At 72.1% G+C, this 21,716-nt stretch carries 18 protein-coding genes and 1 tRNA gene; 13 read left to right on the forward strand and 6 right to left on the reverse strand.

Features of this window, described 5'->3' with window-relative positions:
- Positions 1 to 59 precede the first annotated feature (59 nt).
- On the reverse strand, positions 60 to 1,667 hold the full coding sequence (locus ACIQFU_RS01575) for a beta-N-acetylhexosaminidase (protein ID WP_402548167.1): 1,608 nt from the start codon (positions 1,665 to 1,667) through the stop codon (positions 60 to 62).
- A 114-nt stretch (positions 1,668 to 1,781) separates the two neighbouring features.
- Here ACIQFU_RS01575 and ACIQFU_RS01580 point away from each other — a divergent pair, with 114 nt between their 5' ends.
- The 3 genes from ACIQFU_RS01580 to glmS all read left to right on the forward strand — a co-directional run bounded on the left by ACIQFU_RS01580 (position 1,782) and on the right by glmS (position 4,869).
- On the forward strand, positions 1,782 to 2,672 hold the full coding sequence (locus ACIQFU_RS01580) for a DUF4429 domain-containing protein (protein WP_402548169.1): 891 nt from the start codon (positions 1,782 to 1,784) through the stop codon (positions 2,670 to 2,672).
- 88 nt (positions 2,673 to 2,760) lie between these two features.
- Positions 2,761 to 3,018, forward strand: coding sequence for a hypothetical protein (locus ACIQFU_RS01585; RefSeq protein ID WP_402548477.1), 258 nt, complete (start codon positions 2,761 to 2,763; stop codon positions 3,016 to 3,018).
- A 33-nt stretch (positions 3,019 to 3,051) separates the two neighbouring features.
- Entirely contained in the window at positions 3,052 to 4,869 is a 1,818-nt protein-coding gene (glmS, locus tag ACIQFU_RS01590) for a glutamine--fructose-6-phosphate transaminase (isomerizing) (RefSeq protein WP_402548170.1), read from the forward strand.
- 54 nt (positions 4,870 to 4,923) lie between these two features.
- Here glmS and ACIQFU_RS01595 read toward each other — a convergent pair whose 3' ends face one another.
- Positions 4,924 to 5,451 carry a universal stress protein gene (locus ACIQFU_RS01595; RefSeq protein ID WP_402548171.1) on the reverse strand — a complete coding sequence of 176 codons (528 nt, stop codon included), beginning with the start codon at positions 5,449 to 5,451 and terminating at the stop codon, positions 4,924 to 4,926.
- Between the two features lie 295 nt (positions 5,452 to 5,746).
- Here ACIQFU_RS01595 and ACIQFU_RS01600 point away from each other — a divergent pair, with 295 nt between their 5' ends.
- The 4 genes from ACIQFU_RS01600 (at position 5,747) to ACIQFU_RS01615 (ending at position 8,743) form a co-directional block, all read left to right on the forward strand.
- A complete protein-coding gene (locus ACIQFU_RS01600) occupies positions 5,747 to 6,025 on the forward strand; it encodes a hypothetical protein (protein ID WP_402548172.1) in 279 nt (92 codons plus the stop codon).
- A 386-nt stretch (positions 6,026 to 6,411) separates the two neighbouring features.
- Positions 6,412 to 7,602, forward strand: a complete 1,191-nt coding sequence (locus tag ACIQFU_RS01605; protein WP_402548173.1) for a helix-turn-helix domain-containing protein — start codon at positions 6,412 to 6,414, stop codon at positions 7,600 to 7,602.
- A 343-nt stretch (positions 7,603 to 7,945) separates the two neighbouring features.
- Positions 7,946 to 8,548, forward strand: a complete 603-nt coding sequence (gene orn / locus ACIQFU_RS01610) for an oligoribonuclease (protein WP_402548175.1) — start codon at positions 7,946 to 7,948, stop codon at positions 8,546 to 8,548.
- Positions 8,549 to 8,670: 122 nt separating this feature from the next.
- Positions 8,671 to 8,743: transfer RNA gene (locus tag ACIQFU_RS01615), tRNA-His, on the forward strand.
- A 131-nt stretch (positions 8,744 to 8,874) separates the two neighbouring features.
- On the opposite strand, the gene ACIQFU_RS01620 is transcribed toward ACIQFU_RS01615, so the two are convergent.
- From ACIQFU_RS01620 to ACIQFU_RS01630, 3 genes are all read right to left on the reverse strand, one after another.
- On the reverse strand, positions 8,875 to 9,909 hold the full coding sequence (locus ACIQFU_RS01620; protein ID WP_402548176.1) for a FecCD family ABC transporter permease: 1,035 nt from the start codon (positions 9,907 to 9,909) through the stop codon (positions 8,875 to 8,877).
- A complete protein-coding gene (locus tag ACIQFU_RS01625; RefSeq protein ID WP_402548177.1) occupies positions 9,906 to 10,955 on the reverse strand; it encodes an iron chelate uptake ABC transporter family permease subunit in 1,050 nt (349 codons plus the stop codon). Before ACIQFU_RS01625 ends, ACIQFU_RS01620 begins: the two co-directional genes overlap by 4 nt.
- Positions 10,956 to 11,079: 124 nt before the next feature.
- A complete protein-coding gene (locus ACIQFU_RS01630) occupies positions 11,080 to 11,826 on the reverse strand; it encodes a helix-turn-helix domain-containing protein (RefSeq protein WP_402548179.1) in 747 nt (248 codons plus the stop codon).
- A 139-nt stretch (positions 11,827 to 11,965) separates the two neighbouring features.
- Here ACIQFU_RS01630 and ACIQFU_RS01635 point away from each other — a divergent pair, with 139 nt between their 5' ends.
- Positions 11,966 to 12,967 (forward strand): ABC transporter substrate-binding protein, encoded by a 1,002-nt coding sequence (locus ACIQFU_RS01635; protein WP_402548180.1) that lies wholly within the window; start codon positions 11,966 to 11,968, stop codon positions 12,965 to 12,967.
- Positions 12,967 to 14,727 carry a siderophore-interacting protein gene (locus tag ACIQFU_RS01640; protein WP_402548182.1) on the forward strand — a complete coding sequence of 587 codons (1,761 nt, stop codon included), beginning with the start codon at positions 12,967 to 12,969 and terminating at the stop codon, positions 14,725 to 14,727. Before ACIQFU_RS01635 ends, ACIQFU_RS01640 begins: the two co-directional genes overlap by 1 nt.
- Before the next feature lie 673 nt (positions 14,728 to 15,400).
- On the opposite strand, the gene ACIQFU_RS01645 is transcribed toward ACIQFU_RS01640, so the two are convergent.
- Entirely contained in the window at positions 15,401 to 16,456 is a 1,056-nt protein-coding gene (locus tag ACIQFU_RS01645) for a LacI family DNA-binding transcriptional regulator (RefSeq protein ID WP_402548184.1), read from the reverse strand.
- Between the two features lie 365 nt (positions 16,457 to 16,821).
- Between ACIQFU_RS01645 and ACIQFU_RS01650 the strand changes: the two genes are divergently transcribed.
- The 4 genes from ACIQFU_RS01650 (at position 16,822) to ACIQFU_RS01665 (ending at position 21,702) form a co-directional block, all read left to right on the forward strand.
- The gene (locus ACIQFU_RS01650) at positions 16,822 to 18,147 is read left to right on the forward strand and encodes an ABC transporter substrate-binding protein (RefSeq protein WP_402548185.1); all 1,326 of its coding nucleotides are present in this window, start codon (positions 16,822 to 16,824) and stop codon (positions 18,145 to 18,147) included.
- A 5-nt stretch (positions 18,148 to 18,152) separates the two neighbouring features.
- Positions 18,153 to 19,166 carry a carbohydrate ABC transporter permease gene (locus ACIQFU_RS01655; RefSeq protein ID WP_402548479.1) on the forward strand — a complete coding sequence of 338 codons (1,014 nt, stop codon included), beginning with the start codon at positions 18,153 to 18,155 and terminating at the stop codon, positions 19,164 to 19,166.
- Positions 19,167 to 19,178: 12 nt separating this feature from the next.
- On the forward strand, positions 19,179 to 20,090 hold the full coding sequence (locus tag ACIQFU_RS01660; RefSeq protein WP_402548187.1) for a carbohydrate ABC transporter permease: 912 nt from the start codon (positions 19,179 to 19,181) through the stop codon (positions 20,088 to 20,090).
- A 172-nt stretch (positions 20,091 to 20,262) separates the two neighbouring features.
- Positions 20,263 to 21,702 (forward strand): GH1 family beta-glucosidase, encoded by a 1,440-nt coding sequence (locus ACIQFU_RS01665; RefSeq protein ID WP_402548189.1) that lies wholly within the window; start codon positions 20,263 to 20,265, stop codon positions 21,700 to 21,702.
- Positions 21,703 to 21,716: the final 14 nt, after the last annotated feature.

Genomic DNA, 21,716 nt, shown 5'->3' on the forward strand with positions numbered 1-21,716 from the left:
CCCACAGACGGGCGGGCACCCCGGAGACGGTCCTCCGGGGTGCCCGTCGTGCCTTCCGGTCAGGTCCAGGGCACCTGCGGCGAGCGGTAGTAGTCGATGCCCGCCGCCTCCCAGTGCGGTGCCTGCGCGGCGAGCCGCACCTTGTAGGTGTCCCAGTCGTGCGTCGACGCCGGGGACCAGCCCAGTTCGGCGACGCCCGGCAGCCTCGGGAAGGCCATGAAGTCCAGCTGGTCCGGTTCGGACAGGGTCTCCGTCCACAGCGGGGCCTCGACCCCGCGCACCGCCTCGGCCGGGGCGCCCGGCAGATAGGCGGCCGGGTCCCAGTCGTAGGACCGCTGCACCTCGACGTAGCCCGCCCAGGACAGGCCCAGCGGGGTGTCCTCGGTGTACTTCATGTCCAGGTACGTCCGGTCCGCCGGGGAGAGGATCAGTCCGGTGCCGTTCCTGGCGGCCTCGGCGACCTCGGCCTTCTCCGCGTCGCTCGTGCGGTCCAGGCCCCAGTACTGGACCAGGGCGCCCTCGACCGGCTCGGCGCCGGCCAGCTGGTGCCAGCCGACGACCGTCTTGCCGTACTCGGCGACGATCGGCTGGACGCGCTTCATGAACGTCACGAAGTCCTCGTGCGGCGTGGAGTGCGCCTCGTCGCCGCCGATGTGGAGGTAGCGGCCGGGGGTGAGCGCGGCGAGTTCGCCGAGGACGTCGTCCACGAAGTCGTAGGTGAGGTCCTTGTCCACGCACAGCGAGCTGAAGCCGACCTCGGTGCCGGTGTAGAGCGGGGGCGCCACGCCGTCGCAGTTCAGCTCGGCGTAGGAGGCGAGGGCGGCGTTGGTGTGGCCCGGCATGTCGATCTCGGGGATCACCTCGAGGTGACGGGAGGCCGCGTAGCGGACGATCTCCTTGTAGTCCGCCTTGGTGTAGTGGCCACCGGGGCCGCCGCCGACCTCGGTGGAGCCGCCGTACGTGGCCAGGCGCGGCCAGGAGTCGACGGCGATGCGCCAGCCCTGGTCGTCGCTGAGGTGCAGGTGGAGCTTGTTGTACTTGTAGCGGGCGACGCGGTCGATGTAGCGCTTGACCTCGTCGACAGCGAAGAAGTGCCGGGAGACGTCGAGCATGGCACTGCGCCAGGCGTAGCGCGGGGTGTCCTCGATGGTGCCGCCCGCGACCGGCCAGGGCCCGGGCTGCGCGGAGTCCTTCTCGACGGCGGCGGGCAGCAGCTGACGCAGGGTCTGGACGCCGTGGAAGAGCCCGGCGGCCTTGCGGGCGGTGATGGTGACGCCCGAGCGGCCGCTGTGGAGGCGGTAGCCCTCGTCGCCGTACGGGCCCTTGGCCAGGCGCAGTTGTATGCCGCCGTGACCGTGGGTGGTGACGGGGAGCCGGTAGCCGGTGGCGGGCCGCAGGAGGTCCGCGAGGTAGTCGCCGACGCGGCGGGCCTCGCGGGAGTCGTCGACGCGGATGTGGGTGCCGCGGGTGATGCGGTACGGGGCGCCGCCGGGGTCGACCGAGGCGGGGGCCGGGATCACCCGGTCCAGCGGCGTGGGTTCCGCGGCCGCCCTCCGGGCCGCGGTGGCGCCGGTGGTCGTGGCGCCGACCGCCGCCACCAGCAGCAGCGCTCCCAGCAGCCGGGTGATGCGGGGAGTCGTTCTGTGGTGCCGTCGATGAGGTCTCACGTGGGCTCCCTTCGCGATGGGTGCAATCGAGGGGTCGGGCACGGGCGTTGGGGACGGGTGCGGACCACTCTCCCGCACCATCGCCGTCCGAAGAAGCGATGAAACAATCCCCGCATGGCGGAAATCATCCAGAAGGACGGAACGTGGGTCTTCGACGGCGACGCCCTGCGGCTGACACCCGGGCGGGACAAGAACGTCGGCCTGCTCCGCAGGGAGCTGGGTGAACTGCTCGTGCCGCTCACCGCGTTGGCGGGCGTCTCGTTCGAGCAGGGGAAGAAGTCGGGGCGGCTCAGACTCCGGCTGCGGGACGGCGCCGATCCCCTGCTGCACGCGACGGGCGGCCGGCTGACCGAGCCGCACGACCCGTACCAGCTCGTGGTGGAGCCCGACCGGTACGGCGTGGCGGAGTACTTCGTGGACGAGGTGCGCAACGCGCTGCTCCTCGACCGGGTTCCGTCCGGCCCGGTGGACGCCTATCTGCTGCCGGGGCCTTCGGTGCCGCTGTCGGTGTCGGCCGGGGACGGCGTCGCGAACTTCGACGGGGAGCGGGTGCGGCTGGAGTGGAAGTGGCAGGCGGAGGACGCCAAGTCCGCCGCCGGGCCGCGCACCCTCCCGCTGGAGAACATCGTCGCCGTGGAGTGGCAGCCGACGGTGGGCCTGGAGAACGGCCACCTCCGCTTCACCGTGCGGGCGGCGCCGGGCAAGGTGCCGCCGAAGTACGACCCCAACGCGGTGGAGCTGTGGGGCTTCAAACGGGACCCGCTGATGGCCCTGGTGGCCGCGGCCGTGCAGGCCCGCCTCCCGCACCCGGCCGCCCGCGCGGCCCTGGAGGCCGGCCCGGCCGAGGCGGCTCCGGCCGCCCCGCCGGCACCCGCCCCGGCCGCCGAGGACGACCACGACGCGCTGCTGCGCCGACTGCGGGAGCTGGGCGAACTGCACCGCTCCGGGGTGCTGACGGACGAGGAGTTCACCCTGGCGAAGCAGGCGGTCCTGAAGCGGATGTAGCCACGGCGACCACACAGGTACGCCCACACCTGCCCGATATCGGGCAGGATTCTTGCACAAGCGTCTCCCTTACCTCAGGATCTACCGGGTGCACGACGAACTCGTTGATCACCTGACGCGGTCCACCCCCCTGAGCCGGGGCGAGGCGCTGCGCGTGGTCCAGGACGTGCTCGCCTACTTCGACGAGGCGACCGAGGAATACGTCCGTCGCCGCCACCGCGAGCTCCAGGCCCAGGGCCTGGTGAACGCGACGATCTTCGAGCGGATCGAGTCGGAACTGAAATACCGCGCGGTCGCGCCGCCGGAGCTGTCGCTCCGTCAGCTGCGCCGCATCGTCTACGGCTGAGCAGGCCGAGAGGGACACGAGGGATACGTATACATGTGCGGAATCGTCGGATACATCGGCAAGCGTGACGTCGCGCCCCTGCTCCTGGAGGGTCTGCAGCGCCTGGAGTACCGCGGCTACGACTCGGCGGGTGTCGTCGTCACCTCCCCGAAGGCGACCGGCCTGAGGATGGTCAAGGCCAAGGGCCGGGTGCGCGACCTGGAGGCCAAGGTCCCGGCGCGCTTCAAGGGCACGACCGGCATCGCCCACACCCGCTGGGCCACCCACGGCGCCCCCTCCGACGTGAACGCCCACCCGCACATGTCGGCCGACAACAAGGTCGCCGTCGTCCACAACGGCATCATCGACAACGCCGCCGACCTGCGCCGCAAGCTGGAGGCGGACGGCGTCGAGTTCCTCTCCGAGACCGACACCGAGGTCCTCGTCCACCTCATCGCCCGCTCCGAGGCGGAGAAGCTGGAGGACAAGGTCCGCGAGACCCTGCGGGTCATCGAGGGCACGTACGGCATCGCCGTGATGCACGCCGACTTCCCCGAGCGCATCGTCGTGGCCCGCAACGGGTCGCCGGTCGTCCTCGGCATCGGCGAGAAGGAGATGTTCGTCGCCTCGGACATCGCCGCGCTGGTCGCGCACACCCGGCAGATAGTCACGCTCGACGACGGCGAGATGGCCACCCTCAAGGCCGACGACTTCCGCACCTTCACCACCGAGGGCACGCGCACCACGTCCGAGCCCACCACCGTGGAGTGGGAGGCCGCCTCCTACGACATGGGCGGCCACGACACCTACATGCACAAGGAGATCCACGAGCAGGCGGAGGCCGTGGACCGCGTGCTGCGCGGCCGGATCGACGACCGCTTCTCCACCGTGCACCTCGGCGGCCTCAACCTGGACGCCCGCGACGCGCGCGCCGTGCGCCGCGTGAAGATCCTCGGCTGCGGCACCTCGTACCACGCGGGCCAGATCGGCGCGCAGATGATCGAGGAGCTGGCCCGCATCCCCGCGGACGCCGAGCCGGCCTCCGAGTTCCGCTACCGCAACGCGGTCGTCGACCCCGACACCCTGTACATCGCCGTCTCCCAGTCCGGTGAGACCTACGACGTGCTGGCGGCCGTGCAGGAGCTGAAGCGCAAGGGCGCCCGCGTCCTCGGCATCGTCAACGTCGTCGGTTCGGCGATCGCCCGCGAGGCCGACGGCGGCATGTACGTGCACGCCGGTCCCGAGGTGTGCGTCGTGTCCACCAAGTGCTTCACCAACACCTGCGTCGCCTTCGCGCTGCTCGCCCTCCACCTGGGCCGCACCCGCGACCTGTCCGTGCGCGACGGCAAGCGGATCATCGAGGGCCTGCGCAAGCTGCCCGCGCAGATCTCCGAGATGCTGGAGCAGGAGGAGGACATCAAGAAGCTGGCCGCGCAGTACGCCGAGGCCCGCTCGATGCTCTTCATCGGCCGCGTGCGGGGCTACCCGGTCGCCCGCGAGGCCTCCCTGAAGCTCAAGGAGGTCTCCTACATCCACGCCGAGGCCTACCCGGCCTCCGAGCTGAAGCACGGCCCGCTCGCCCTGATCGAGCCCGCCCTGCCGACGGTCGCGATCGTGCCGGACGACGACCTTCTGGAGAAGAACCGCGCGGCCATGGAGGAGATCAAGGCCCGCAGCGGTCAGATCCTCGCCGTCGCCCACCAGGAGCAGGAGAAGGCCGACCACACCGTCGTCGTCCCGAAGAACGAGGACGAGCTGGACCCGATCCTCATGGGCATCCCGCTCCAGCTCCTCGCCTACCACACGGCGCTGGCCCTCGGCCGGGACATCGACAAGCCCCGCAACCTCGCCAAGTCGGTGACGGTGGAGTAGCCGGACGCCTCCCACCGGAAACGGCCCCCGCGCGCGGCGACACGACGGGGGCCGTCAGGGAATGACCACCACGGGGCGCTTGGCCCGCTTGGCCAGCCGGCCGGCGACGGAGCCGAAGAGGCGGCCGACCAGGCCGTGACTGGAGCCGACGACGATGGCGTCCGCCTCGTACTCCCGCCCCACCTCTTCGAGTTCGTGGCAGATGTCGCCGCCGCGCTCGACCAGGATCCAGGGCACCTCGGCGAGGTAGTCGGCGCACGCCAGCTCCAGACCGAGCACCTCGGTGCGGTGGTCGGGCACGTCGACGAAGACCGGGGGTTCGCACCCGGCCCACACCGTGGTGGGCAGCCGGTTGGCCACGTGCACGATGACCAGACCGGAGCCCAGTCGGCAGGCCATGCCGATGGCGTAGGCGAGGGCGCGCTCACTGGAGGTGGAGCCGTCGAAGCCGACGACGACGCCGTGCTTGAAGGCTGGGTCGCACGACTGGCGTGGCTCTCCGGCCGCCAGGGGCTCGGCCGCCGTAGGTTCGGCGACGGGCCGCTTGCGGTCCGCGGGTTCGAAGAATTCGTGACCGGCCATGGCTGTCTCGGCGTTTTTATCCTCTATGGGGGACAACAGTGGGCGGCGGAGCTGTGTGTCCGGGAATGGTCTTCCCAACCCCATACCCCCAAGGGTACGGCGGCACGCCTCCTTCGCCCAGATCCCGCGGAGGGTGGGCCGCGGGCTGCACCGGAGCATGCCCGAGAGGGCGCCCGTAACGCAATGGTTGCTGCTCTGTACAGGCAGTTTGCACAGGATTCAACTGTCGGTCACCGGTCGTGACCGATGCGCCGCGCGGACGTTGATCTCCATGCCGCCACCCCAGGGAGCACCCGTGACCGGACCGCACCGCCCCGCCGAGCCCACGTCCGGCGCACCCGGCCGCGACGGCGTCACCGATCTCGTCCGCTGGGCGGCCTTCAGCTGCTTCCTGGTGCCCGTCGCGCTCCTCTGGTACGGCGCCTCGTTCGCGGGCGCCGCCGGCACCGCGTTCGGCCTGGCCGCCGTCACCGGCGTGTGCCGTCTGCTGCTGCGCCGGTCCGAGCGTGTGGCGGTCCGGCGGCGGGCTCACAGGGGCGGACGGCACACTGGGCAAAACACACCGGTCGACTGACCGGTTTCCGCGCACAGTTCCGCTTCTTTTCAGCCAACTTCCGCGGGTGGCGCATCTGCACCCCTCACCGCCCCCAAACCCCCGTTCCACCTGCACGGAAAGGGTCTCGGGACCCCTCCGCACCCTATGGGGATTGGCCACTGACACAAGGCGCACTTCCCAGGGGCGCCCCGGAGTGCAACGCTTCGTGATCGACTGCTTCACGCCAAGTTGCCATGTCGACAATGTCCCAAGTGCCGAACCAGCCACCTCGGCGCGGCGGGACACAGTAGATTCGATCTTGACCGTCTACGGCGGGGGACTCGTGCAGGACCGAGGGGAAACGTGTTGGAGCGACAGACCCGAAGGGTGAAGGGCGCCGCGACCACCGAGGGGGGCTTAGCAGTATGAGCCACGACTCCGCTGCCGCGCCGGAAGCCGCGGCCCGGAAGCTTTCCGGGCGACGCCGCAAGGAGATCGTCGCGGTGCTGCTGTTCAGCGGCGGCCCCATCTTCGAGAGTTCCATACCGCTGTCGGTGTTCGGGATCGACCGCCAGGACGCCGGCGTGCCGCGCTACCGGCTGCTGGTGTGCGCCGGTGAGGAGGGCCCGCTGCGGACCACGGGGGGCCTGGAACTCACCGCGCCGCAGGGACTGGAGGCGATCTCGCGCGCGGGCACCGTCGTCGTGCCGGCCTGGCGGTCGATCACCTCGCCGCCGCCGGAGGAGGCGCTCGACGCGCTGCGCCGCGCGCACGAGGAGGGGGCACGCATCGTCGGGCTGTGCACGGGCGCCTTCGTCCTCGCGGCGGCCGGACTGCTGGACGGCCGCCCCGCCACCACGCACTGGATGTACGCGCCGACGCTGGCCAAGCGCTATCCGTCGGTGCACGTGGACCCGCGCGAGCTGTTCGTGGACGACGGCGACGTGCTGACGTCCGCGGGCACCGCGGCCGGGATCGACCTGTGCCTGCACATCGTGCGCACGGACCACGGCAACGAGGCGGCCGGTGCGCTCGCCCGCCGCCTGGTGGTCCCGCCGCGCCGCAGCGGCGGCCAGGAGCGCTACCTCGACAGGTCTTTACCGGAGGAGATCGGCGCCGACCCGCTGGCCGAGGTCGTCGCCTGGGCGCTGGAGCACCTCCACGAGCAGTTCGACGTGGAGACGCTGGCCGCGCGCGCCTACATGAGCCGCCGCACCTTCGACCGCCGGTTCCGCTCGCTGACGGGCAGCGCCCCGCTCCAGTGGCTGATCACCCAGCGGGTCCTCCAGGCGCAGCGCCTCCTGGAGACGTCGGACTACTCGGTGGACGAGGTCGCGGGCCGCTGCGGCTTCCGCTCGCCGGTGGCCCTGCGCGGCCATTTCCGCCGCCAGTTGGGCTCGTCCCCGGCCGCCTACCGGGCGGCCTACCGGGCCCGCCGCCCCCAGGGCGACCGCCAGCCCGACCCGGACACCGCGGGCGCCGCCCGGCCCCTGCCCCCGTCCGACCCGCCGGCCGCCCTCCCCCCGGAGACCGCGGTCCCCTTCCAGACCCGCCGCACGGCCACCCCGATGCCGGCGGGCGCGGCAAGCGTCCCGGGGCAGCGCAGCGCGCCGTGAGGTGACGCGGCACCCAGAACGCCGGACGGGAACAATCGCCCGTCCGGCGTCCGCATGCGATGCCGGGCAGGGCCCCCGACCAGCCGGTCCGACGTGCACGCACGATGCCGGACAGGGCCCCCGACCAGCCCGTCCGGCGTGCACGCACGATGCCGGACAGGATCCAACCAGCCGGTCCGGCGTGCACGCACGATGCCGGACAGCGCCCCCAACCAGCCCGTCCGGCGTTTGAGGACGAGGCCCGTTCAGGGCCGAAGCGGGGGCCCGGGGGCGGCAGCCCCCGGCGAGGCCCGCACCGACGCCGGGGGACCGATGAACAGGCGCCCCCCGTACAGTGGCCCGCATGAACGATCGCATGGTGTGGATCGACTGCGAGATGACCGGCCTCTCGCTGTCCGACGACGCGCTCATCGAGGTTGCCGCCCTCGTCACCGACTCCGAGCTGAACATCCTCGGCGAGGGCGTCGACGTCGTCGTCCGCCCGCCGGACCGGGCCCTGGAGACGATGCCGGACGTGGTGCGCGAGATGCACACCGCGTCCGGACTGCTCGCCGAGCTGGACGGCGGCACCACCCTTGCCGACGCCGAGGCCCAGGTGCTGGCCTATGTGCGGGAGCACGTGAAGGAGCCCGGCAAGGCCCCCCTGTGCGGCAACTCCGTCGGCACCGACCGCGGCTTCCTGCTGCGCGACATGGCGACGCTGGAGGGCTACCTCCACTACCGGATCGTCGACGTCTCCTCGATCAAGGAGCTGGCCCGCCGCTGGTACCCGCGGGCGTACTTCAACAGCCCCGAGAAGAACGGCAACCACCGCGCGCTCGCCGACATCCGCGAATCGATCGCCGAGCTGCGCTACTACCGGGAGGCGGTCTTCGTACCGCAGCCCGGCCCCGACTCCGAAACGGCCAGGGCGATCGCCGCCAAGCACGTCGTATCCGCCGGTTAGGGGCGCGGACCCACCGGTCGGCGGCGTCCGGAAAGCCGGGCGCGAGCACCCCTTCGGACCCTGTACACTTTTTCTCAGCCGGTCGGGAAACCCCGCCATGCGGGATTCGAGCACCGGCCTTGGTGGGTGTAGCTCAGTTGGTAGAGCACCTGGTTGTGGTCCAGGTGGCCGCGGGTTCAAGTCCCGTCACTCACCCTGATCCGTCAGCCGGTGACCCTCGCGAGAGGGTCACCGGCTGACGGCGTTCCGGAGCTCCGGCTCCGGGCTCCGGGCTCCGGGCGGCAGAGTCCCCGCCCCTCGGCCACCTCGTCGGCCACCTCGTCCCCCTAAAGCCCCCGCCGCCCCTCCCGCACGAGCAGCACCAGCAGATACGCGCCCCCGACGCACACCGTGACCGCCCCCGTCGGCAGCGTCACCCCCGGGATCACGTGCTGCGCGGCGATGTCCGCGCCGAGCAGCAGCACCGCGCCGACGAGGGCCGATCCGGCGAGGTCGACGGAGGTACCGCGGCCGGTGAGGCGGCGGGCGATCTGAGGGGCCGCCAGGGCGACGAAGGAGATGGGTCCGCACGCCGCGGTCACCGTGGCCGTGGCGACCACGCCGAGGAGGACCAGCAGCAGCTTCGTACGCTCCACCGGCACGCCCAGCATCGCCGCCGTGTCGTCGCCGAGTTCGAGCCGCCGCATCCTGCGCTGCGCCACCGGCGCCACCAGGGCGACCCCCGTCAGGACGACGGCGGCCACGGCGATGGTCCGCCAGTCGACGGTGGCGAGCGACCCGGCGCCCCACACCGCCGCCCGCAGTGCCGCGTCCACCTCGGCCTTCACCGAGAACCAGGTGTTGAACGAGGACAGCAGGGCGCCCACCGCGATGCCCACGACGATCAGCCGGAAGCCCTGCACCCCGCGCCGGAACGCCAGCAGGTACACGGCCAGCGCGGTGGCGAGCCCCCCGGCCAGCGCCCCGGCCGCGAGCGCCGCGTAGCCGCTCGCCCCGGCCAGCATGGTCAGCACCACGCCGGTGTAGGAGCCGGTGGTGAAGCCGATGAAGTCGGGGCTGCCGAGCGGGTTGCGGGTCAGGGACTGGAAGACCGCGCCGCCCACGGCCAGCGCGGCCCCGAAGAGCACGGCGGCGACGATGCGCGGTGCCCGCCACTCCAGGACGACCGTGCGCACGCTCCTGCTCGCCTCGCCCGTGAGGACGGAGACGACGTCGCCGGGGCTCAGGGGATAGCTGCCCAGGGTGAAGGCCCACAGGGCCAGGCCGAGCAGCGCCAGCCACAGCAGCCCGCACACCGCGACCGCCCGGCGCGTCGTCCGCAGGCTCAGGGGCCCCGCCCTGAGCACGAGCACCCCGCTCACAGCGTCCTCGCCCGTCCCGTGCGCACCAGCAGGATCAGTACGGGCGCGCCGACCAGCGGCATCATCACGCCGACCGGCAGCTCGGAGGGGATCACCACAAGGCGGCCCAGGACGTCGGCGACCAGTACGACCACCGGCGCGAGGACGGCACAGTAGGCGAGGATCCAGCGCCAGTCGGGCCCGGTGATCCGGCGTACCGCGTGCGGCACCATGAGGCCGACGAAGATCAGCGGGCCCGCCGCCGCCGTGGCCGCCCCGCACAGCAGCGTCACCGCGAGCACCACGCCGACCCGGGTCGCCCCGATGCGCAGGCCGAAGGCCCGCGCGGCGTCGTCGCCGAGGGCGATCGCGTTCAGCGGGCGGGCGCAGCAGACGGCGAGCACGAGACCGGCCACGACGAAGGGGAGGATCGCGGTGGCGGTGCCGCCCGGGCGGTCGGTGACGGTGCCCGCCTCCCAGAACCGCATCCGGTCGAAGGTCTCGGTGTCGATCAGCGCCAGGGTCTGGGAGATGCCGGACAGCACCGCGGTGAAGGCGACCCCGACCAGGGTGAGCCGCAGCGGTGAGGCCCCGCCCCGCCCGCCGCTGCCGACCAGGTAGACCACCGCCGCGCCGGCGACCGCCCCGGCGAACGCGAAGGGCAGGTACTGCTCGATGCGCGTGACGCCGAGGACCGCCACGCCCAGGGTGACGGCGAACCCGGCGCCGGCGTTGACGCCGAGGATCCCGGGGTCGGCGAGCGGATTGCGGGTGAGCGCCTGCATCAGCGCGCCCGCCACGCCGAGGGCCACGCCGACGAGGATGCCGAGCACCGTGCGGTCCACGCGGGCGGAACCGACCGTGGCGTGCGCGGCGGAGCCGTCGGGAGCGGTGAGGGCCTGCCACACCACGTCCGGCGGGAGCATCGCCGAGCCGACCGCGACGCTGAGCACCACCGCCACGAGCAGTACGGCGACGGCGACGGCCAGGCCGAGCAGCCGCCGCCTGCCGGGGCGCGGCGGGCGAGCCTGCGGGGGCGCGGTCGCCGTCGCGAGCGCCTGTGCCATCCATCCTCCTTGCGCGGCCCGCCCCACGGGCGGGCCGGCCACCACGCTCTCCGCGCGGCGACCGCTATGCCTTACGTACACACCGGACGTGCACACTCTGGATCCGGAGCCTGCGCCGGTGCGCTCAGCGTGCGCCGAGGGCACCCGCCGGGTCCGCGGTCAGCTCGCTCACCGGGATGCCGGACTCGCGGCTCAGCGCGCGCAGCAGTCCGGCCCGGGTCGCGTAGCCGGCCGCGCGGGCCGCCGCCGTGAGCTCCCCGCCGCCGAGGACGTGCTCGACGGCGGCGTTCATCCTGGCCCGGCCGCGCCACCGTGTGAAGGGCAGTCCGGTCTCGTCGAGGAAGATCCGCTGCACCTGGCGCGGGCTCATCCGGTGCTGTGCGGCGAGCCGTTCCAGCGTCGTGGCGGGGGTGCGCAGCGCGTCGCGGGCGAGGGCGCGCACCGCGGGGTGGGTGGGCAGGACGACCGGGAAGTAGGGACGCGAGATGTTCCGCAGCACCCGGCCGAGCGCCTGCCGGAACGGCCTGACCTGTTCCGCCGTGCCCGGTGCCGCGCCCAGTGCGGTGGTCATGACCTCAATGACCGCGGGCACCGCCCCGAGCGGCTGCACACGGCATCGGGGCAGGTCATCGGGGTTGAGGGTGGGTCCGAGTGCCATGCCGCCGTCGGCGATCCGCAGGGCGTGCGGCACCCGGGGAGCGAGCCAGACCGCCTCCTGGCGGCCGAGCCGCCACTCGCCGCCGTCGGCGGTCAGCAGGGCGGAGCCGGTCACGACGTAGACGAGGTGCGGCTCGTCGTGCTGGTGCGTGTCGTGGCCGAGAAAGCGGATGGCGTTCTCGGCGACCACGGTGCCGAGGGATGTGACCGGCAAGCCTGCCTCCCCGTGCCTGCGAAGTGTCGTGTCCGTCACCGGTGATGTCGCATGCGGACCGATCCCGCGGACCGAGCGAGGTTAGGGTCACCTTACCAATTCGTCGAACAACTGATTCGGCCCAGCCCCGTGAGGTCCCATGCTTGCTCCCGCCCGCCTGCTCGCCGTCGCGCTCGTCGCCACGCTGGCCCTCACCGGCTGCGCCTCCTCCGACTCCTCCGGTGACGGGGGCGGGGACGGCGGCGACGGCAAGGCGTCCGCCACGACCCGTACCGTCACGACCGACTACGGCAAGGTGAAGGTGCCGGCCGAGCCGAAGCGCGTGGTCGTGCTGAACCACGCCCTCGCCGGCTACCTCTACGACCTGGACGTGCCGGTGCGCGCGACGATCCCCGAGGACGCCGACGGCAAGGGCGAGTTCTCCCCGTACTGGGCGAAGGAGGCGAAGGAGGACGGGACGACGTTCCTGCCGTGGAGCGTCGACGGCTTCGACCTGGAGGCGATCCTCGCCCTGGAGCCCGACCTCATCGTCGGCGGCGGCATCGGCTTCCCGCTCTTCCAGGCGGAGAAGGTCTACGACGACCTCTCGGACATCGCACCGACGGTGCTGGTGGGCAAGAAGCTCGGCGACTGGCGCGCCCAGTTCTCCTTCCTCGCGAAGGACGTGTTCGGCAAGGGCGGTGTCTACGACGAGCACGTGGCCGCCTACGACAAGCGGATCACCGAGGTGAAGAACGCGATCGAGCCGCCGCCCGGCCCGGTCTCCTTCCTGGCCTTCACCGGGGACGGCACGGCCTACGGCCTGGTGGAGAACGTCGGCCTGCCGGCCGAGTTCGAGAAGGTCGGCATCGAACCGGCGCCGGTCTTCGCGAAGGGCGGTTTCAAGGTGTACGGGCAGGGCGGCGACATGTTCGAGCTGTCGACCGAGAAGGCCGGGCAGACGATCACCCAGCCGTCGGTGTTCGTGATGGGCTTCAACGCCGACACGACCGATGTCGCCACGCTGAAGAAGAACCCGGTCTACGGCGCGCTGCCCGCCTTCAAGTCGGGCCACGCCTACGACCTGCCGTACTGGGTGCTGCGCGGCGACTACGACGAGTCGATGGCACTGCTGGACATCATCGAGAAGGAGTTCTCCTGATGGCGGCGCGGCGTGCGTACACGACACATCCCCTGGTGCTGCGCCGGGTCACGGTGCGCCGCGTGCACGACGTGACGCCCCGGATGCGGCGGGTCGTCCTCGGCGGCGAACAGCTCGGCGCGTTCACCCGGGACGGGACCGCGCACCCGGCCTTCGCCGCGCCGGGGTTCGACGACCACGTCAAGCTGATCCTGGCCTCGGACGGGGACGTGCGCGCGGCGCTCCCGGCCCAGTTGCCGCACGGCATCGAGTGGACGCCGTCCGAGACCCGGCTCACCCGCGACTACACCCCGCGTCGGGTGGACACGGCGGCCGGTGAGTTCGACCTCGACCTCGTGACCCACGGGGACGGGCCGGCTGCGGCCTGGGCCAGGTCGGCGCGGGCCGGCGACGAGCTGTGGTTCGTCGGCCCCAAGTCCTCGCTGCGGCTGCCCGAGCGGCCGGACTGGATCCTGCTCGCCGGGGACGAGACCGCGCTGCCCGCGATCGGCCGCTTCCTCGACGAACGCCCCGTCGACGCACCGGCGCACATCCTGGTCACGGTCGCGGACGACTCCGCCCGCCAGAAGCTCGCGCTGCGGGACGGCGACACGCTCGAGTGGGTCGTCGCGGAGCCCGGCGACGCGGCGGCACTGGAGGCCGCCGTGCGCACGCTGCCGCTGCCGGAGGGGGACGGCTACGCCTGGGCGGCGGCGGAGAGCCGGGCGCTGCTGCCGGTGCGCCGCTACCTCCGGCGGGAGTGCGGGCTGGCGAAGGAGCGGCTGAACATCACGGGCTACTGGCACCGCGAGGAGACCGGCGCCCCGGCCGAGACGCAGGACGCCCCGGCGGCCGGGGAGCACGCGCACGTTCCGTCGCCGGTGCCGTGGCTGGTCACGCGGGCCGCGCTGCGGCTCGGGCTGGTCGACGCGGTCGCCGACGCACCCGGCGTGACGCCCGACGCGCTCGCCGCGCGGCTGGGCGTGCCCGCGCCGAGGGTCGGCGTCCTGCTGCCCCTCCTCGCCGCGCACGGCGTGGTCGTCGGCGACGACGGCGGGCTGCGGCTGGGCCCGGCGGGCGAGGAACTGCTCGACGAACACGAGCGGGAGGAGTACGTGGGCCACGAGGCGGAGCTGCTGCTCTCCCTGGCCGAGCTGGCGCCCGCACTGCGCGACGGCGGCTCCCCGTGGCAGCGGGCGTCGGGGGCCACTCTGCACGACACGGTGGTCCGGGACGCGGAGCGGTACGGCGAACTGGTCGAGGAGTGCGAGCAGTTGGTGTTCCTCCTGAACGGCCTGACCGCCGACCCCCTGTGGGCGGGCGTCGAGTCGTGCCTGCTCACCGGTCCCGGCAGCGCGGCGGTCGTCGCCGCCCTGGACGACGCCGGCCGCCGGCCCCGGCTGCGGCTCGCGGAGGACGAGGTCCCGGCGGCGGTCCTGCGCTCCCACGTCCCGGCGCCGGAGCGGATCGACTGGACCGCGGGACCCGCCGACGTCGCCGTGGCCGCGAAGGCCCTCGCCCACCGGACCGACGAGGAGGCCGCGGCCCTGCTCACCCGGCTCGCCGCCTGGGCCCCGACGGCCGTCCTCGTGGAGGCCTCCCGCCCGGACGGCCTGAGCCCGCACGCGGCCGAAGCGGCACTGCACGCCTACGCCGCGACCGGCAGCCCGCTGCGGGACGCCACCGCGATCACGGCCCTCGCCGAGCAGACCGGCTGGCAGGTCACCCGAGTCGTCCCCCTCGGCTGGGGCACGGAGGCCACGGTCCTGCACCGCACCTGACGCCCGGCGCAGGCGTCCCAGCTGCGAGCAGCCACCATCCCGCCCCAACTGCGGCCAGTCGTGCCTCCCCCAAAGGGGGTGCCCCCATGGCAGCACGGCAGGGCGCAACGGCACCCGGCCGGCACCGGCCCACGTCACCCTCGCCGTACCCACACCCGGGCGTCCCGCTCATCCCCAACTGCGGGCAGTCGTGCCTCCCCCAGAGGGGGCCCCATGGCGGCACGGGTGGGCGCAGCGACACCCGGCCAGCACCGACCCGCGCCACCCCCCGCCGTCCCCACACCCGGGGTCCTTCGCCCCCCTCCGGCCGGGGCACGCAGGCCACAGTCCCGCACCGCACCCGACGCCCGCACGCAGGCGTCTGCGGGCAATCATGCCTCCCCCAGAGGAGGTGCCCCCACGGCAGCACGGCAGGGCGCAACGGCACCCGGCCGGCGCCGGCCGGCCCGCGCCACCCCCGCCGCGCCCGCACCCAGGGTCCTTCGCCCCCTCAAGCCGGGGCACGCAAGCCACAGTCCCGCACCGCACCCGACGCCCGCACGCAGGCGTCTGCGGGCAATCGTGCCTCCCCCAGAGGGGGTAACCCCCATAGCGGCACGGGTGGGCGCGAGAGGTACCCCTCTACTACGGGTACGCGGCCCGTGGACCGACCCACCCGCGCCGTACCCCTCCCCTACGACGACCGGCGCTCCACCAGCTCCGTCGCCAGCACCACCTGGTGCCGCTCCAGCCCCCGCGAAGCGGCCGGCCTGCGGTCGGCGATCTCGGCCAGCAGCAGGTCGATCATCGCGCGGCCCATCTCCTCGATGGGCTGGCGCACGCTGGTCAGCGGCGGCTCCATGTGCCGGGCGATCGCCGAGTCGTCGTAGCCGACCAGCGCCACGTCGCCCGGGATGCTCCGGCCCGCCTCGCGCAGGACCTGGCCCGCACCCGCAGCGGTGACGTCCGAGGCAGCGAAGACCGCGTCGATGTCGGGGTGGCGGCGCAGCAGCTCCGTCATCGCGCGGCGACCGCCCTCCTCGGTGAAGTCCCCCGCCTCGATCAGCCCCTCGTCCACCTCGTGGCCCGCCTCGCGCAGGGCGTCGCGGTAGCCGTCGACGCGTCGCTGGGCACCGTAGACGGCGAGGTGGCCGGTGATGTGGGCGATCCGGCCGCGCCCCCGGGACAGCAGGTGCTCGACGGCCGAGCGGGCGCCGCCGTAGTTGTCCGAGTCCACCGAGGCCAGCGGCTCGGCGGCGGAACGCGGGCCGCTGATCACCGCGGGGATCTCCAGCTGGGTCAGCAGGTCGGGCAGCGGGTCGTCGGCGTGCACCGAGACCAGCAGGACGCCGTCGACCCGGTGCGCCGCCAGGTACTGGGCGAGCCGCTCCCGCTCCCGGTCGCTGCCCGCGAATATCAGCAGGAGCTGCATCTCGGTGTCGGACAGCTCGGAGCCGACACCCTTGAGCATGTCCGAGAAGTACGGTTCCGCGAAGAACCGGGTCTCCGGCTCGGGCACCACCAGGGCGATCGCGTCCGTACGGTTGGCCGCCAGCGCACGCGCCGCCGTGTTCGGGACGTAGCCGAGTTCCTCGACCGCCGCCTCGACCGCCGCCCGGGTCGCGTCGCTCACCCGGGGGGAGCCGTTGATCACGCGGGAGACCGTGCCGCGGCCGACGCCCGCGCGTGCCGCCACCTCTTCGAGGGTGGGCCGGCCACCGCTCCGCCCACGCACTCCGTGGCCTGCCATCGGCTCCGCCTCCCGTCGTCACCCCCGCACTCTGCGGCTGGCCTGGAATTTAACAGGCCGGTCGGGTGTAATGACCGACTCCGGCCCCTCCCCGGCCGTACGGGAGTGTCTCCGTGTCGCTCGTGGCGTCCAGTTAACAGGCCGATAACTGAACGCAATTCGTCGCGTCCGTTCCCTTGACACCCCCGCCCGGACCGACGACTCTTCAACACATCACTTGTGGGAGCGCTCCCACACTACCTGGCACATACACATCCCGCACGTTCCCCGCCCGAGCCGCAGCGACGAACGAAACACATGAAGCAGCGGGTCCAACCATGCAGTTGGCCGGGGGGTCGGCACGTCAGGGCAACAGGAGGACGCAAATGCGAGCAGCACGCAGAGGATCGGCCCGCAAGGTGGTGGTCATGGCGGCCATCGCGTCGCTGGGCGCCGGGCTGCTGGCCGGCTGTGCCGACGACGGGAACGACGAGGACAACTCGTCGTCGGGCGACAGCAGCGGCAAGACCACGATCACCCTCGGTCTGTTCGGGACGATGGGCTTCAAGGAGGCCGGTCTCTACGAGGAGTACGAGAAGCTCAACCCGGACATCAACATCGAGGAGAACGTCACCGAGCGGAACGAGAACTACTACCCCGCCCTGGTGAACCACCTCACCACCAACAGCGGCCTCCAGGACGTGCAGGCGGTCGAAGTCGGCAACATCGCCGAGGTCGTCGCCACCCAGGCGGACAAGTTCGAGGACATGTCCAAGGCCGAGGGCGTGCAGAAGGGCAACTGGCTCGACTGGAAGTGGCAGCAGGCCACCACCAAGGACGGCGCCACGATCGGCCTCGGCACCGACATCGGCCCCATGGCCATCTGCTACCGCAAGGACCTCTTCGAGAAGGCCGGTCTGCCGACCGACCGCGAGGAGGTCTCCAAGCTGTGGGCCGGCGACTGGAAGAAGTTCATCGAGGCCGGAGAGCAGTACAAGAAGGGTGCCGGCAAGGACACCTACTTCATGGACTCCCCCGGCGGTCTGATCAACGCCATCGTCAGCAGTGAGGACGAGAAGTTCTACGACTCCTCCGGCAAGGTCATCTACAAGACCAACCCGGCGATCAAGGAAGCCTTCGACCTGACCGCCGAGGCGGCCGAGAAGGGGCTGGTTCAGTCGCAGACCCAGTTCCAGCCGGCCTGGGACCAGACCATCTCCAACAGCCTGTTCGCCACCGTCGCCTGTCCGCCGTGGATGCTCGGCACCATCAAGGCCAAGTCCCAGCCGGACTCCACCGGCAAGTGGGACGTGGCCCAGGCCCCGAAGTCCGGCAACTGGGGCGGCACCTTCCTGGGCGTGCCCAAGAGCGGCAAGCACGTGAAGGAGGCCCAGAAGCTGGTCACCTGGCTGACCGCGCCCGAGCAGCAGGCCAAGCTGTTCTCCAAGATGGGCAGCTTCCCGAGCGCTCCCGCCGCCTACAAGCTTCCGCAGGTGACCGGCGGCAAGAACGACATGACCGGTGACGCGCCCATCGGCGAGCTGTTCGCCAAGGCCGCCGAGCAGATCCCGACCCAGGTGATCGGCCCGAAGGACCAGATCATCCAGCAGGGTCTGACCGACAACGGCGTCATCCTCGTCACCCAGGGCAAGTCGGCGAAGGACGCGTGGAACAACGCCGTGAAGACCATCGACAACAACCTGGAGAAGTGACCGGAATGACCACCCGGCACGACACCGCCGCGTCCCCCGTCGAGGGGGGCGCGGCCCCGGGCCGCCCGCCCGGCGACAGGGCGTCCGCGGAGGCGGACAGCAAGAGGCGGGCCAAGCTGTCCCGCCGCTGGCAGCGGGACATGCGCTGGAGCCCGTACGCGTTCGTCTCGCCGTTCTTCCTGCTCTTCCTCGCCTTCGGCCTGTTCCCGCTGATCTACACCGGCTGGGCCTCGCTGCACACGGTGGAGCTGACCGCGCCCACCGACATGTCGTGGACGGGACTGGACAACTACACCCGGATCTTCGACGACGAGTTCTTCTGGAACGCCGCGAGGAACACGCTGTGGATCGGCGTCATCTCGACGGTGCCGCAGCTGCTGATGGCGATGGGCCTCGCGCACATCCTCAACTACAAGCTGCGTGCCTCGACCTTCTACCGGGTCGTGATGCTGGCGCCGTACGCGACGTCGATCGCGGCGGCCTCGCTGGTCTTCGTCCTGCTCTTCGGCCGTGACTACGGCATGATCAACTGGTTCCTCGACCTGGTGGGCCTGGACAAGATCGACTGGCAGAACGGTTCGTGGGCGTCGAAGTTCGCGGTGTCCTCGATCGTCATCTGGCGCTGGACCGGCTACAACGCGCTGATCTACCTGGCCGCGATGCAGGCGATCCCGCAGGACCTGTACGAGTCGGCGGCGCTGGACGGCGCCAGCCGCTGGCGGCAGTTCATCCACGTCACGCTGCCCTCGCTGCGTCCGACGATCCTGTTCACGGTCGTCGTGTCGACCATCGGCGCCTCGCAGGTCTTCGGCGAGCCGCTGCTCTTCGACGCCAACAAGGGTGCCTCGGGCGGCTCCCAGCACCAGTTCCAGACGCTCGGCCTGTACCTGTACGAGCAGGGCTGGGTCAACCAGCACCTGGGCCGCGCCTCCGCGATCGCCTGGGCGATGTTCCTGATCCTCATCGTGATCGGGATCATCAACGCCGTCATCTCGCGCCGGCTGCGCGCCAGTAGTTAAGGAGAACCGGCCGTGACGACGACCATGACGAAACCCCCGGCCGACGCGGCACCCGAGCCGCCCCGGCGGGGCCGACGACGTTCCAGGGCGGCGCGGGCGGGCGGCACGCTGCACGCCGGGCCGATCGCCTACATCATCCTCGCTCTGTTCACCATCGGCTCGCTGTTCCCGCTGGTGTGGACGGCGATCGCCGCCTCGCGCGACAACCAGCGGCTCGCCCAGACGCCGCCGCCCTTCTGGTTCGGCGCCAACCTGTTCGACAAGCTGGAGGTCGCCTGGACCGACGCCAACCTCGGCGAGGCCTTCCTCAACACCACCATCGTGGCCGGCATCTCGGCGTTCACCATCGTCTTCCTGTCGACGATCGCCGGGTTCGCCTTCGCCAAGCTGCGCTTCCGCGGGCGCAACGCGCTGATGCTGATCGTCATCGGCACGATGATGGTGCCGCCGCAGCTCAGCATCATCCCGCTGTACATGCTGGTCGCGAAGCTGGACTGGTCCGACCAGCTGCAGGCGGTGATCCTGCCGTCCCTGGTGAACGCGTTCGGGGTGTTCTTCATGCGGCAGTACCTGCTCCAGGCGTTGCCGGACGAGATCATCGAGGCCGCGCGCGTGGACGGCGCCAGCAGTTGGCGGGTCATCTGGCACGTGGTGTTCCCGGCCGCGCGGCCCGCGATGGCCGTGCTCGGCATGCTGATGTTCGTGCAGTCCTGGAACGACTTCCTGTGGCCGTTCCTGGTGCTGACGCAGAACGGCAGTCCGACCGTGCAGGTGGCCCTCGCCGGGCTGGGCCGCGGCTACACCCCGGACCAGTCCCTGATCATGGCCGGTGCGCTGCTGGGCACGCTGCCGCTGCTCCTGGTGTTCGCGATCTTCGGCAAGCAGATCGTGGGCGGCATCATGCAGGGCGCCGTCAAGGGCTGACGCCTCACCGGCATCTCGCCCCCGTGGGCCGGGTCACCGCCGCCCCGGCCCCGGTTCGGGTGACCGCCGCCCGGCCCGGCTTCCCCCCTCGTCCTTCTACCCGTCGGTCTCACCGGCCGGACTTCGCGCCGGCCGGGACGACCCGCCACGAACCCTCTATGGGAGCGCTTCCATGCTTGAGTCCGCAACGCCGGTGACCCCGGTGACCTTCCCCCCTGCCTTCCTGTGGGGCGCCGCCACCTCGGCGTACCAGATCGAGGGCGCGGTGCGGGAGGACGGCCGTACCCCCTCCATCTGGGACACCTTCAGCCACACCCCCGGGAAGACGGCCGGCGGGGAGACCGGTGACATCGCTGTCGACCACTACCACCGCTACCGCGACGACGTGGCTCTGATGAAGGACCTGGGCCTCGGCGCCTACCGCTTCTCGGTCTCCTGGACCCGGGTGCAGCCGACCGGCCGCGGCCCCGCCGTCCAGCGCGGCCTGGACTTCTACCGCCGCCTGGTGGACGAGCTGCTCGCCGCCGGGATCAAGCCGGCCGTCACCCTCTACCACTGGGACCTGCCGCAGGAGCTGGAGGACGCGGGCGGCTGGCCCGAGCGGGACACGGCATACCGCTTCGCCGAGTACGCGCAGATCGTCGGCGAGGCGCTCGGCGACCGGGTGGAGCAGTGGATCACCCTGAACGAGCCGTGGTGCGCCGCCTTCCTGGGCTACGCCTCCGGTGTGCACGCCCCCGGCCGCACCGACCCGGTGGCCGCGCTGCGCGCCGCGCACCACCTGAACCTGGCGCACGGCCTGGGCACGGTGGCGCTGCGTTCGGTGATGCCGGCCCGCAACTCGGTGGCGATCAGTCTCAACACGTCCGTCGTACGGCCGCTGTCGCAGAGCGCGGCGGACCTGGCGGCGGCCCGCAAGATCGACGACCTGTCCGGCGGCGTCTTCCACGGCCCGATCCTGCACGGCGCCTACCCGCAGTCCCTGCTGGAGGCGACCGCCCCGGTGACGGACTGGTCGTACGTCCAGGACGGCGACCTGGGCCGGATCCGCCAGCCGATCGACGCGATCTGCCTCAACTACTACACGCCCACCGTGGTGTCGGCGGCCGCCGCCGACTCGCGCGCCCCGCGCGCCGACGGCCACGGCGCCAGCGACCACTCGCCGTGGCCCGCCGCGGACGACGTGGCCTTCCACCAGCCGCCGGGCGAGCGCACGGAGATGGGCTGGAGCGTCGACCCGTCCGGCCTGCACGAGCTGATCATGCGCTACAACCGCGAGGCTCCCGGCATGCCGCTGTACATCAGCGAGAACGGCGCCGCCTACGACGACAAGCCCGGCGCGGACGGTTCGGTGCACGACCCCGAGCGGGTCGCCTACCTGAACGGCCACCTCGCGGCGGTCCGGCAGGCCATCGCCGACGGCGCCGACGTCCGCGGCTACTACCTGTGGTCCCTGCTGGACAACTTCGAGTGGGCGTACGGCTACGAGAAGCGCTTCGGCGCGGTGTACGTCGACTACGCCTCCCAGCAGCGCACCCCGAAGTCGAGCGCCCTGTGGTACGGCCGGGCCGCCCGCACGGGGACGCTGCCGCCGGTGGACGCGGCCGAGTAGGCCCCGCGGCGGGC

This window comes from Streptomyces sp. NPDC093065, assembly GCF_044754585.1.
Lineage (GTDB): Bacteria > Actinomycetota > Actinomycetes > Streptomycetales > Streptomycetaceae > Streptomyces.